9 protein-coding genes are annotated in these 12,400 nt (G+C 62.2%); all 9 read left to right on the top strand.

Going from position 1 to position 12,400, the window contains the following annotated elements; genetic code table 11:
• The first annotated feature begins 24 nt into the window (after window positions 1-24).
• The 9 genes from KB449_RS19925 (at window position 25) to KB449_RS19885 (ending at window position 12,387) form a co-directional block, all read left to right on the top strand.
• Window positions 25-3,882 carry a TIM-barrel domain-containing protein gene (locus KB449_RS19925; RefSeq protein ID WP_282910029.1) on the top strand — a complete coding sequence of 1,286 codons (3,858 nt, stop codon included), beginning with the start codon at window positions 25-27 and terminating at the stop codon, window positions 3,880-3,882.
• Window positions 3,883-4,079: 197 nt separating this feature from the next.
• The gene (locus tag KB449_RS19920) at window positions 4,080-5,312 is read left to right on the top strand and encodes a CpaE/TadZ family protein (protein ID WP_282910028.1); all 1,233 of its coding nucleotides are present in this window, start codon (window positions 4,080-4,082) and stop codon (window positions 5,310-5,312) included.
• Window positions 5,294-6,529: a TadA family conjugal transfer-associated ATPase gene (locus tag KB449_RS19915; protein ID WP_282910027.1), complete on the top strand. Its 1,236-nt coding sequence runs from the start codon at window positions 5,294-5,296 to the stop codon at window positions 6,527-6,529. Before KB449_RS19920 ends, KB449_RS19915 begins: the two co-directional genes overlap by 19 nt.
• Window positions 6,526-7,272, top strand: coding sequence for a type II secretion system F family protein (locus KB449_RS19910; RefSeq protein ID WP_282910026.1), 747 nt, complete (start codon window positions 6,526-6,528; stop codon window positions 7,270-7,272). Before KB449_RS19915 ends, KB449_RS19910 begins: the two co-directional genes overlap by 4 nt.
• Window positions 7,269-8,135 (top strand): type II secretion system F family protein, encoded by an 867-nt coding sequence (locus tag KB449_RS19905; protein ID WP_282910025.1) that lies wholly within the window; start codon window positions 7,269-7,271, stop codon window positions 8,133-8,135. The genes KB449_RS19910 and KB449_RS19905 overlap by 4 nt, the downstream gene beginning before the upstream one ends.
• A 24-nt stretch (window positions 8,136-8,159) precedes the next feature.
• Window positions 8,160-8,375 carry a Flp1 family type IVb pilin gene (locus KB449_RS19900; protein WP_282910024.1) on the top strand — a complete coding sequence of 72 codons (216 nt, stop codon included), beginning with the start codon at window positions 8,160-8,162 and terminating at the stop codon, window positions 8,373-8,375.
• Between the two features lie 125 nt (window positions 8,376-8,500).
• The gene (locus KB449_RS19895; RefSeq protein ID WP_282910023.1) at window positions 8,501-9,115 is read left to right on the top strand and encodes a hypothetical protein; all 615 of its coding nucleotides are present in this window, start codon (window positions 8,501-8,503) and stop codon (window positions 9,113-9,115) included.
• A 106-nt stretch (window positions 9,116-9,221) separates the two neighbouring features.
• Window positions 9,222-11,477, top strand: a complete 2,256-nt coding sequence (locus KB449_RS19890) for a hypothetical protein (protein ID WP_282910022.1) — start codon at window positions 9,222-9,224, stop codon at window positions 11,475-11,477.
• Window positions 11,440-12,387, top strand: a complete 948-nt coding sequence (locus KB449_RS19885) for a hypothetical protein (RefSeq protein ID WP_282910021.1) — start codon at window positions 11,440-11,442, stop codon at window positions 12,385-12,387. The genes KB449_RS19890 and KB449_RS19885 overlap by 38 nt, the downstream gene beginning before the upstream one ends.
• The last annotated feature ends 13 nt before the right edge of the window (window positions 12,388-12,400 follow it).

The raw sequence follows: 12,400 nt of genomic DNA, 5'->3' as shown, positions 1-12,400 counted from the left end.
TTAAAATGGAAGGAGAGGCTGCCGATGGTGCGTCATTTCTATGATAGTTTGGCTAAAAAAAGCACGAGTCTGCTCACCGCCGTCCTGCTGGGCGCCGCCTTGTTCGCGCCTTTGGGCGCAAGTCCGGCGTACGCCTATGTCGGCGCGCTGGGCAACGTGACCGCCAGCAGCGTGTCGGGCGACACGCTCACATTGACGATCGACAACGGCACGGAGCCGAGCGACGATATTCTCGAGATCAAGGTGCTCTCTTCGGGCATCGCGAAGGTGGATTATCGGCCGAATTCGGTCGCCGCCAGCGCCGACACGCCGATGATCGACGCCTCTAAAACCTGGAGCGCGGCAGGCGCCACGATCAATACGGCCGGCGATCCGATTACGGTGACGACGGCAGATATGAAGATCGAGATCGCCAAGAGTCCGGCTCGTCTCACCGTCAAAAAGTCGAACGGAACGACTTTGTTCTGGGAGCCATCGTCCGGCGGCGTCTTCTACGACGGCGTGCGGTTCCTGCACAATACGGCGGACAATATGTACGGCATCCGCGGCTACAACGCCTTCGAGGACGGCGGCGACCTGCTTCGCAACGACAACAGCCACGGCGCCCATGCGGGCGAGCAGGGCGACGCCGGCGGTCCGTTCATCTGGTCGACGGCGGGCTACGGCGTGCTGGTCGACAGCGACGGCGGCTATCCGTATACCGAGTCGGCGACGGGCAAAATGGAATTTTACTACGGCGGAACGCCGACGGAGGGCAGACGATACACGAAGAACGACGTGGAGTACTACATCATGCTCGGCTCGCCCAAGCAGATCATGAGCTCTTACTCGGACATTACGGGCAAATCGCCGATGATGCCCAAGTGGTCGCTTGGCTTCTCCAATTTCGAGTGGGATACGAACCAGACGGAGCTGCTCGCGAACGTGGACACGTACCGGGCGAAAAACATTCCGCTCGACAGCGTCGGCCTTGACTACGACTGGAAAAATTACGGGCAGGACAACTACGGGGAGTTCACGTGGAATACGACGAACTTCCCGAGCGCGTCCACAACGGCGCTCAAGACGACGATGGACGGCAAGGGCGTGAAAATGATCGGCATCACGAAGCCGCGCATCGTCACGACCGACCTGTCCAGTCACACGACCCAGCAGTCGATCGACGCGAACGCGGGCGGGTATTGGTATCCCGGCCACAGCGCATACACCGATTATTTCATTCCGGTCACTGTGCGCAGCATCGACCCGTACAACGCCGCGGAGCGTTCCTGGTACTGGGATCACTCCAAAGGCGCGTTCGACAAAGGCATCGTCGGCTGGTGGAACGACGAGACGGACAAGGTGTCCTCCGGCGGAACCACGCTCTGGTTCGGCAATTTCACCACGACCCATTTTTCGCAAGCGATCTATGAAGGACAGCGTGCCTATTCTTCGACGAACCGCGTCTGGCAGACGGCACGGACCTACTATCCCGGCGCGCAACGATATGCCACGACGCTGTGGTCCGGGGATATCGGGATCCAATGGTACAAGGGGGAAAAAATCAACTGGGCCGCGGGCATGAAGGAGCAGCGGGCGACCATGCTGTCCTCGATCAATATGGGGCAGCCCAAGTGGGGCATGGATACCGGAGGCTTCAACCAGCAGGACGGCACGACGAGCAATCCGTCACCGGAGCTGTATGCGCGCTGGATCCAGTTCAGCGCCTTCACGCCCGTATTCCGCGTTCACGGCAACAATCACCAGCAGCGTCAGCCCTGGGTATACGGCAGCACCGCGGAGGAAGCGTCCAAGTCGGCGATTCAACTGCGTTATGGGCTGATGCCGTATATGTACGCCTATGAGCGCAGCGCGTACGAGACGGGTGTCGGCCTGGTCCGTCCGCTCCTGTACGATTATCCGACGGATACGAACGCCAAAAACAACCTGGACGCCTGGATGTTCGGCGACTGGCTGCTGGCGTCGCCCGTCGTCGACAAGCAGCAGACGTCCAAGTCCGTCTATTTGCCGAGCGGCAACTGGATCGACTACTTCCGCGGCACCGCCTACGCGGGCGGGCAGACGATCAGCTACCCGGTCAATGCGAGCACGTGGAGCGACATTCCCGTGTTCGTCAAGAAGGGGGCGATCATCCCAACGCAAAAGGTGTTGGATTACACCGGACAAACGTCCGTGTCCACGATAAACGTCGACGTGTTCCCGGACACGGCGCAGTCGAGCTTCACGTATTACGACGACGACGGCACGTCCTACAACTATGAAGGCACCGGGTTCTTCAAGCAGACGATGACGGCGCAGGACAACGGCGCGAGTGGCATTTCGTTCAGCGTCGGCGCCAAGAGCGGCACGTACGCGGCGCCGGTCGCTTATTATCTCGCGGCCATTCACGGCAAAGCGGGCACGGGCGTCACGATCGGCGGTTCGAGCGCGACCTCCTATGCCAGCTTGAACGCGCTGCGCGCGGCAGCGGGCGAGGGCTGGACGAAGACGAAGGACGTCTACGGCGACGTCACTTACGTCAAAATCGCGGCGGGCGCGGCATCGGCTAAAAACGTCGTCGTCAGCGGATCCGCGACGGTGACGGACACCGCGACGCAGTACGAGGCCGAGGACGCTTCTTTGTCCGGCAATACGACCTCGACCAAGGCAACCGTCAACAACAACCACAGCGGGTATGCTGGAACGGGCTTCGTCGACGGGCTCGGCAATGCCGGCGCGGCCGTCACTTTCTACCCGAACGTGGCGACGGGCGGCGATTATGCGGTCGATCTCCGCTATGCCAATTCGACTGGCTCGGCGAAGTCGCTCAGCATTTACGTCAACGGCAAGCGGGTCAAGCAAACGACGCTTGCGAACCAGGCGAACTGGGACACCTGGGCGACGCAGACGGAGACGATCCCGCTCGAGGCGGGCCGCAACAGCTTGTCGTACAAGTACGACAGCGATGCGGGCGACACGGGCAATGCGAACTTGGACTACGTCAAAGTTCCGTATGCGGCCGCCGTTGCCAAGTACGAAGCGGAAAGCGCGAAGCTGTCCGGCGGCGCAGGCGTCAACAAGGACCATTGGTTCTACTCCGGGACTGCGTTCGCGGATAATCTGAGCGCTGTCGGCGGGCAGGCCGAATTCCGGGTCAACGCGCCTGCGGCCGGCACCTATACGCTTGCGCTGCGGTACGCGAACGGTTCGGGATCGACGAAGACGCTGACTTCTTACGTAAACGGCGCTGGCGCGGGTTCGGTCAGCTTCGCAAGTCCGGGGGCGAACTGGAACGTGTGGCAGGACGTCACCAAGACGGTCACGCTTAGCGCGGGCGTTAACCTGGTCGCCTTCAAATATGATGCGGGCAATAGCGGGAACGTGAACCTCGACCGGCTGCTGGTCGCCTCGGCCACGCCGGGTACGCCAGAGTCGGAGCTGAACCTGCTCGACAATCCTGACTTCGACCGGGACACGGCCTACAACAGCAACTGGTCGGAATGGCATCCGACGGGACAGACGCTCGCGTTCGGCATAGACAGCGGGTCGGGCACCAATCCGCCCGAGTCTCCTTGGACGCAGGACAAGCGCGCGTTTTTCTGGCTCGGGGGCGCCTACCAGCAGAGCATTCATCAGGTCGTGAGCGTGCCGGTCAACAACGCCAACTACAAGTTCGAAGCGCGGGTTCGACTGAAGAACACGACGCCGACAACGGCGCGGGCGGAAATCTCGAACTACGGCGGCACGGCGCAGTACTACAATATCTCGAACGACGGCGTCTGGAAGTATATCAGCATCAGCAATATTTTCGTGACGAACGGGCAGGTGGACGTCGGCTTCTATGTCGACTCGCCGGGCGGCACGACGCTGCACATCGACGACGTGCGGCTGACGAAAATGTGACCGTCGGGTTTAGCGGTTGTGTGTGGCAACGGTTGTGGCAACGGCATCGAAAAAGGATTGACGCCGGGCGCCGGGCCGTGATAATTTAGAAATATATTCAAACGTACGGCATGCGGAAGCACCGCTGATTTCGATGATGACATCGAAATTGGCGGTGCTTTTTTGTCGTTGCCGACGATAGGGAGGAGCTGGATAAGATGGGGATTCGGCTGGTCGTAGCCGCGCCTCAGCCGGGGTACGCGAGCCGGCTGGCGCTTTATTTGAAGGAACGGGACCCGCAAGCGGAGATCGCGGCGTTCAGCCAGGCGGATGCGCTGGCGCATCATTTGCAAGCCTGGCGCGGGGCGGATCTGCTGGTCGTGCAGCAGTCGCTGCTGCATGTCGTGCGGCAGGCGGCGCCGGGCGGCGCTAAAGTCGTCGTCCTGACCGACGATGGGACTTCGGGAGAGCACGATGGCCTGCCAGCCATCGCGCAGTATCAGTCGCTTCCGCGTCTTGCGGCGGAGATTCGCAGGATGGTCGGGACGGCTTCGGCGAAGCCGGCGGAGGGGACGGAGCTGTGGACCGTTTATTCGGCCGGCGGAGGCGCGGGCAAGACGACGCTTGCGCTCAACATCGCCAGGCAGGCAGCCGAGCGCGGGTACAGCGTCATGTATTTGAATCTGGAGGCGCTGTGCGGCGTCGGCGAACTGCTTGGCGGGGGAGAGCCGGAGGGAAGAGAGGCGGACGGGCGGGAGCCGGACGGACTGTCCCGGCTGCTGTACGAGCTGTCGGCGCATCCTTCTTCGGCGGAGGCGCGGATTCGTGCGCTCGGCTCGCGGCGATCGGCGATCAATGCGGGTTATCTCGAACCGGCCGAGCATCCGGCAGAACTGCTGGCCATGACGCCGGAGCGTCTGGAAGCGCTGATCGAAGCGCTGCGCCGGCATGGCGGCTTCGATCTGATCGTCGCCGATCCGGACGGCGGCTTCGCGGGCTGGCAGCAGCGCTTGCTCGAGCTCAGCGGCAGGATCTGCTGGATCGCGTCGGAGGACGCCCAGCTCCTTCGCAAGACAGAGACGATGCTCCGGGAATGGGGCGAGCGGCTGCCGGAGCTGCTTAGCAAGTCGACTTATGTTTGGAACAAGTCGCTTGGAGCATTGCCTCCCGACGCTCCGCGGCCTTCCGGCGGCGGGCAGTGGCTGTCGCTGCCCTATATTCCGCAGTGGAAGCGCGTCTTTGACATCGGCGCGATTCTGGGAGCGGGCGCGTTCGCCGGCGGCGTCGACCGTCTCCTCGACGCCCTGGGTTATACCGGTCCGGGCGAGCGCCCTGCGCTGCCGGGGATGACGGATTATGCGCAGCGCGCCGAGGGACGCCGTCCGGGCGACGGCGAACTACGGGAGCCTGTCGCGGCGGGGGGCAGTTACGCATGCTCGGCGCCGGGCTGACGCCGGACGAGATCGCGTCCGTGCGCGAGCGCGTCCGGTCCAGGCTGGCGTGGGATGCGGCGGTAAGCGATGCCGAGCTGCGGGCGCTCATCGAAGGCGAACTTTTTGCGGAGCCGCGGATGAGCCGACTTACGTCTGCGGAGCGCGAGGCCGCCGTCAGCCGGCTGTTTCACTCCTTCAGAGGCCTGGATGCGCTCCAGCCACTGCTGGCGGATCCGGACGTCACCGAGATTATGATCGTCGGCCACGATCGCATTTTTTTCGAGAAAGAAGGGCGGCTCCAGCGGGCGCCGCTCGGCTTCGAGAGCCGCGAACGGCTGGAGGATCTGATCCAATCGATCGTCGGGCAGGTCAATCGGATCGTCAACGAAGCGTCGCCGATCGTGGATGCGCGGCTGCCCGACGGCTCGCGGGTGCACGTCGTCCTGCCGCCGGTCGCGCTGCAGGGGCCGATCGTCACGATCCGGCGGTTTCCGGCCCGCCCGCTCGGCATGGACGACTTGGTGAAGCTGGGCGCGATTAGCCCTGAGGCCGCGGCGCTGCTGCGACAGCTCGTGCAAGCCAAGTACAACATTTTTATCAGCGGCGGCACCGGCTCGGGCAAGACGACTTTTTTGAATGCGCTCGCCCGTTGGATTCCGCAGGATGAGCGCATCATTACGATCGAGGACGCTGCCGAGCTGCAGATTCCGGGCATCGCGAACCTCGTGTCGCTGGAGACCCGGAACGCGAATACCGAAGGCAAAGGACGGATCGGCATGCGCGAGCTCATCCGCGCCTCGCTGCGGATGAGGCCGGACCGGATCATCGTGGGCGAAGTGCGCGGCGAGGAGGCGCTCGACATGCTGCAGGCGATGAATACCGGGCATGAGGGTTCGCTTTCTACCGGCCATGCCAACACGGCCCGCGACATGTTGTCGAGGCTGGAGACGATGGTGCTCGGCGGCTCGGAGCTGCCGGTTTCGGTCGTACGGCGGCAGCTCGCCTCGGCGCTGGATATCGTCGTTCATCTCAGCCGATTAAGGGACGGCAGCCGGCGCGTGGTCGAGATCAGCGAGATCGCGGGTCTCCGGGACGGGGAGGTGGAGCTGAACCCGCTCTACTTGCTCGAGGCGGAGAGCAAGACGCGCAGAGACTTGCTTCGGCAGGCGGGCGAGCTGATGAATGTGCGCAAGCTTGGCAGCTGGCTGGAAGCGAATGAGGAGGTGACGGCATGAGCTTGACGGATTATCGCGTATATGCGCTTGGGCGCTCCGAGCGCATATACGCGACGGCGGGAGCCGCGTTCCTAGGATTCGCGGCCGTATGGCTGCTCTATCGCCAGCCTTTGGTCGCGCTGCTCGCGACGCCATGCGGCTGGTATGGGCCAAGGCTGGTTGCCGGGCATTTGCGGCGGCGCAGGCAGGAGCGGCTGCGGCTGCATTTTAAGGACATGCTGCAGACGCTGTCGTCGCTGCTGTCCGCGGGCCGCTCCGTGGAGAACGCATTCGGCGCGCTCGAGGCGGACATGGCGATGCTGATCGGCGATCCGGACGCGCCGCTGCTCCGGGAGATTCGCACGGTGGCGAATCGGCTTCGGAACGGCGAGCCGCTCGAATTGTCGCTGAGCGATCTAGCCGTCCGCAGCGGCATTGAGGAGATCGCGAACTTCGCCGAGGCGTTTCGCATTTGCAAGCGCTCGGGCGGCGATCTCGTCGAGGTCATGCGGCGCACCTCGGGCTTGATCGCGGAGAAGCTCGAGGTCGAGATGGAGGTCAGCGTCATGATCGCGCAAAAAAAGTTCGAGTCCAAGCTGATGATGGGAATGCCGTTCGGCTTCGTCGGGATGCTCGGGTTTTTCGCCGGCGATTATATGCAGCCGCTATACCGGGGAGGTGGGCTGCTCGTGCTGACCTTGTGCTTGGCCGCACTTGCGGGCGTATGCGCGTGGATGATGCGCATCATGGATATCCGTCTATGATGCGGTTTCTGCTCGGCGGTATTTCGTTGCTGCTGCTCGCCGGCTATGCGGCGCTGCTCGTGCATGTATTCCGAAGCCGCAAATGGGGCACCCCCCGCCACTTGCTGCTCGATCCGATGCGCGCGCTGGTCGGCAGCGCGCGTCTATGGCCGTGGATCGCCCCGAGGCTGCATCGCGAGCAAGCCGCGCTGTCCGCCTTGTCCGGCGGACGGGACGTATCCGCGCTGCTGTCGCGGCATGCCGCTATGTGTGCCGCCTATGCATATGCGGCGCTTCTGGCAGGCGCGATGCTCGGCTGGCTGGCGGACCGGGCCGCGTTGCTGGGCCTGGGCGCGGTGATGGCGGGGCTGTTGCCGCTGATCAAGCGCAAAGAGCTGTACGGCATGCTGGAACAGCGCAGGCACGAGATCGTCATGGAGCTGCCGGAGATGCTTAGCCGGCTGCTGCTGATGGTGGGCGCGGGCGAAAATGTGCTCCGGGCGCTGGAGCGTTGTCTCGAACGGCCGGCAGGCGCCGGGGCAAGGAAGGGGCATACGCTTTATGCGGAACTTGAAGCAGCCGTGAAGGCGGTGAAGCGAGGAGAATCCTTTGTTTTCACTTGGGAGGAATTCGGACGGCGATGTGCCGTGCCCGAGGCGAGGATGTTCGCCACAACGCTGTTGATGAACGCAAGACGCGGCGGCGATACATTCGTGACCGCGCTGCGGGAGCTCTCGCGCATCCTGTGGGAGAAACGCAAAGCCGCGGCCAAGACGCTCGGCGAACGTGCCTCCTCCAGGCTCGCGTTTCCGCTTGCCATCATTTTTCTCATCATTCTGGTATTGGTCGGGACGCCTTCGATCTTGCTGATGGCGACTGAATAATTTCAATTTACAGGGGGTCATCTCATGAATATTCGACGTCTACCTTCGAGGCTAGGCATTTACGCGCGCTGCAAGCTGAACGCATTTTGGAGAAACGAAGAGGGGCTTGGCACGCTTGAGATCGTGCTGATCGCAGCGGTGATCATCGCCATCGCCGTTTTGTTCAAGGACTGGATTTTGGAATTTCTGGACCGGCTGTTCGGCAAGGTTGAGGACAAGTCGGATTCGTTTTTCAGCTGATAGGCATGGCGGCCTTTACTCGGTTTAGTTCGGCCGCTTTCTCTGCTTGGGGGCGATTGCGCGATACTGGCGTAACTTTCTGGCGCCAGACTGCCGGGTCTTATTCGCTGGAGGCAAGCATGCTGATGCCGACATTGCTGATTGTCACATTTCTGCTCGTTTTCTACGCGCTGTTTACCGCTCAGCATGCGATCGTCCATTACAAATCGGGCATGGCGGCGGAAAGAGTGGCCTTTAACTGGAGCCATGCCGAGAGCGACTTCGCGACGGGCGCTTACGAGGAAGGGCGATACGAAGGCTTGTACTGGCGTCTGACCGATGACGCGCTGCTTCAAGGACTTTTCGGCTGGGCGGCGGACGATTCGGCGGATGCTTTGAATTTCCCCGGAGCGGACGATCCGGGGGACCGGCCGGTGCTGCGCAAGCTGTATCCGGCCGCCGAAGCGTTGGCCGGGAATTGGCGCGGCAGCATCCGCTACGAGCGGGGAGGACTCCGCCGTGAGATCGCAGTTTCGGCGGCGGATCCGGGCGAGTTGAGCCCGCTGGCGCTTTTGCGCGGCTCTTCGGTTGCTACGTCCGATGCGTCGGCGCCGGTGACGGATCCTGCGGAATGGGTGCGCACGTTCGAGCTTGTCCGTTACTATACGGCCCGAGCGAAACGCGAAGGCGGCGGTGCCGGAACCTATCTTGGCAAAGCGGGCTCTCTGTTAGGGAGGAAGGCAGATGCGCGATCGAAATAAAGTCAGGAGAGTCGCGAGGATCGGCTTCGCAAGAAAAGACGTTGGGTTGTCAGACTTTCGTCTGTTTAGATTCGGACGGGATACTTCGGGAGCCGTATCCATATACATGGCCGCGGTATTGGCGGCGATGATTTTTCTTACGGGAACGCTGATCGATTTCGGTCGCATCGCCGCTTTTCGCAAGCAGGCGGAGCTGTCGATAAAGGCAGGCGCCAGAGGCGTGTTGTCCGCGTACGATCCGGTATTGTACGAGCGCTACGGCTTGTTTGCGATCGGCGGCAGCCAGCCTGAGGCCATACTGTCCGAAGTGCTGGAGGGGCATCGGGATCCCGAGAATGCCGAAGCGCTTCGCTTGCTCGATACCGCATGGCGCGACGGGGAAGCGATCGTGAGCCGGCCGCTCGGTTTCCACGCCGTGTTCAAGCGGCAGGTGCTGGAGGAGATGAAGTACAAGGCGCCGATCGACTTGACGCTAGATTTGGCCTCGCGGTTCAAGGGCTTGCCCGCTTTGATGAAGGAAGCGCGAAAAACGTCCGATTTGCTGGAGGACATGCGTCAGGCTTACGAGAAGCGCGAAGCAGCCTTTGACCGCGCGCTGAAGTTTCAGATCGAAGCCGGAGACGCCATGACGGAGGCTTTCAAGACAAGCGTCCCGCGGCCGCCGGTACCGATGACGGGCGGCAGACCTGCCGGAGACGTTCAGGATGTTGCCGACGCCGCTTTGATGTACGGCGATTACACGGCAAAAAGGGCCGAAGACGCGGCCAGAGCCGAAGCCTGGCGGCAGCGGGAAGCGGAAAGACTGCGACGGGAGGCGGAAGAAAAACGGAAAGGGGCCTCGCCCTCGCAGGGGGCGACTCCGTCGCCTTCGCCGACGCCTGCTCCAGTGGAGGGTCCCTTGTACGCGGCACAAATTTCGGCATATGAGCGCGGAGTGGTCAAGCTTGCGGGACAGCTGCGAAGCCAGGCGGCAGAAGCCTTTTCCTCGCTGGAAAAATCGCTTGAAGCGGCTTCTAAGGAGCTGGAGGAGGCGCGGACGGCCAATCAAGAAATGGCCCGGATTGCAGCGGATGCCGGAAGTGCGGTCGGTACGCCAGCCGAATGGCCGGAGGAGACGGGGGAGGGCGGGTTCGGCGGCGGAGAAGCCGGATCTCTGCAAGAGCTTCGACGAACCGCCTCAGAGCTTATACTGACCGATGATTATTGGTCTCGATATAGAGAAGAGCTGGAAAGCGTGCGAGGTGCGGGCATCGGCCTGCGCGATGCAGCCGAAGCGATGGCGGGCACGTCGGACTTGGCGCCGGGATCGTCCGAATTGGACGACGCGCTGCGCGACGGGGCTGACCGCCTTCAAGCGCAGCTGGCCGGCTTTGCGGACAAGCATGGCGCATCGGGCAGCGTGACGGCCGGACGCCGCGAGGCGCTCAAGTCCGAGCGGGCAGGCGACGAGGAGCGCAGGACGCTGGAAAAAAAGTCGCGTACCGCCTGGTCCGGCGCTGCCGCATTTCTGGCCACGCTGGCGGGCATACGATCGTCGCCGGAGGAGAAGCAGGCGTTTGAACGGCTGGATTGGCTGTATCGCCGCAATTTATCCTGGAATGAAGGTCAAGAAGAAGCGGCAGCAGCTACTCGCTTGCCCGCTGATATGGCTGAGGGACGCAAGGCTGCGTTTGCATCCGCGGACGGCTGGCTGGATGCGCTTGGAGACGGCGTGACGGGGATGCGAGATGCCATGTACTTCGCCGAATACTCTTATGCGCGTTTCTCTACGGCGGAGCCGTCCGCAGTGCGCTCGCTGTTGGAAGATGGCGGCGATGGAGAAGGCCTGCTCATGCCTGGCGTACAGGAGAACGAGTACGTGCTTTATGGACTGCGCAATCCCTCGGCGAATATAGCGGCAGCATACGGAGAACTTTTTGCGCTGCGTCTGGCGATACGTACGATGGAAGGGCTGATCGAGTGCCGCTCATATGGACATCCGTTGGTCGTGCTTGCCGCCGCCGCCCTTTACGGCATTACGGAAGCCTTGAAGGATATTCAGGGGTTGCTGGATCGGAGCGCGATACCGCTGTCCAAATATGCAAAAATCGATACTTATTATAAAGATTATGTGCGGCTCTTTTTGCTGCTGCACGGGAGCTCAGACGCGCAGACGGCCCGTCGGATCGCATTGATCGAGAACAAGCTAGACGTCGATCTTCAAGAAGCCTATACCTACGTCAGCGCGCGAGGTGTCGCCTCGGTGCGTTTATGGTTTTTGCCGGGTGCCGCCAAGCTCGCAGGAAAAAGCGTATCCTGGCAGGGGACGGTGAAGGGAAATCGTTATGAGATGGCTTTTTCGTCGGATAGCGCTTACCAGTAAAAAGCAGGCAGGGAGCGAGGGGAGCCTGACGCTTGAAGCCGCGTTGACGATGCCAACAGTCATGATCTGCATTTTATTTTTGATTTATCTGATCCACGCCTCAATTGCCGCCATGGCGCTGCAGGGCGCCTTGTCCCAGACGGCCAGGCAGACAGCGTCGGTATGGTACCCCTTGTCCGAGAGTTTGGCCAGTGCCGGCGAGGCTGTCGTTGCGGATACGGATGCTTATGCAAGCTGGAAGGACCGGCTGGCGGATCCCCAGGAGACGGTCGGCAAGCTTGCTCCCTATTTGCCCGATCCGCTCTCCGCGTGGGCCGACCAATTTGCTGCAGGCGACTGGCTTCCGGACGCGCTTTTGGCAAAGCAGACGCTGGAGCCTCGCATTGCCGACAGACTCGGCAAGTCTATGCTGCGGGCCTCGCGAATGAAGCTGGTTCACGTTGAATTGCCGGATGCACGGGACGTTGCCCGAGCGTATCTGACTTTAGAAGCGGAATACAGGCTGCCATTTTCGTTTCCTTGGTCCGGAAGGTCCCTCATTCTTCGCGCATCCGTGAAGGAGCGGGCTTGGACAGGAGGGGAGCGGATTGCTGCCGCGGCGCCGGAGCCTGGCGGCGAAGCGGGTTCGTTAGCCTTCGTTTCGCTCGAGCCATCCCCCGTTCAGCGCGGGCGCAGGGTGACCTTGGTCTTGCGAGCGGAGCCTGGCGCTGCGGTCGATCTTAAGGTCGTTTACAAAAGCGGTCTGAGCCAGGCCAGGCATTTGGGTGCAGCGACGGCCGACGTGTCGGGCCGCGTTTCGTGGACTTGGCTCGTATCCGGCAACACCACGCCCGGCGAATGGGCATGGGAAGCCTCTTATACGGGAGGGAGTCTTGAGCAGTCTTTCGAGGTGCACGCCAAATCCGCCTGAATAGGAGGTTAGC

The sequence above is a fragment of the Cohnella hashimotonis genome, assembly GCF_030014955.1.
GTDB lineage: Bacteria > Bacillota > Bacilli > Paenibacillales > Paenibacillaceae > Cohnella > Cohnella hashimotonis.
The sequence above is the reverse complement of the archived record's forward strand: the minus strand, read 5'-3'. Positions and strand labels throughout refer to the sequence as shown.

What these genes read in the sequence shown, in the direction of transcription:
- KB449_RS19895 (WP_282910023.1), top strand. Translation starts at nt 8,501, where the DNA reads ATGCCGACATTGCTGATTGTCACATTTCTGCTCGTTTTCTACGCGCTG.
- KB449_RS19915 (WP_282910027.1), top strand. Translation starts at nt 5,294, where the DNA reads ATGCTCGGCGCCGGGCTGACGCCGGACGAGATCGCGTCCGTGCGCGAG.
- KB449_RS19885 (WP_282910021.1), top strand. Translation starts at nt 11,440, where the DNA reads ATGAGATGGCTTTTTCGTCGGATAGCGCTTACCAGTAAAAAGCAGGCA.
- KB449_RS19920 (WP_282910028.1), top strand. Translation starts at nt 4,080, where the DNA reads ATGGGGATTCGGCTGGTCGTAGCCGCGCCTCAGCCGGGGTACGCGAGC.
- KB449_RS19905 (WP_282910025.1), top strand. Translation starts at nt 7,269, where the DNA reads ATGATGCGGTTTCTGCTCGGCGGTATTTCGTTGCTGCTGCTCGCCGGC.
- KB449_RS19900 (WP_282910024.1), top strand. Translation starts at nt 8,160, where the DNA reads ATGAATATTCGACGTCTACCTTCGAGGCTAGGCATTTACGCGCGCTGC.
- KB449_RS19910 (WP_282910026.1), top strand. Translation starts at nt 6,526, where the DNA reads ATGAGCTTGACGGATTATCGCGTATATGCGCTTGGGCGCTCCGAGCGC.
- KB449_RS19890 (WP_282910022.1), top strand. Translation starts at nt 9,222, where the DNA reads ATGGCCGCGGTATTGGCGGCGATGATTTTTCTTACGGGAACGCTGATC.
- KB449_RS19925 (WP_282910029.1), top strand. Translation starts at nt 25, where the DNA reads ATGGTGCGTCATTTCTATGATAGTTTGGCTAAAAAAAGCACGAGTCTG.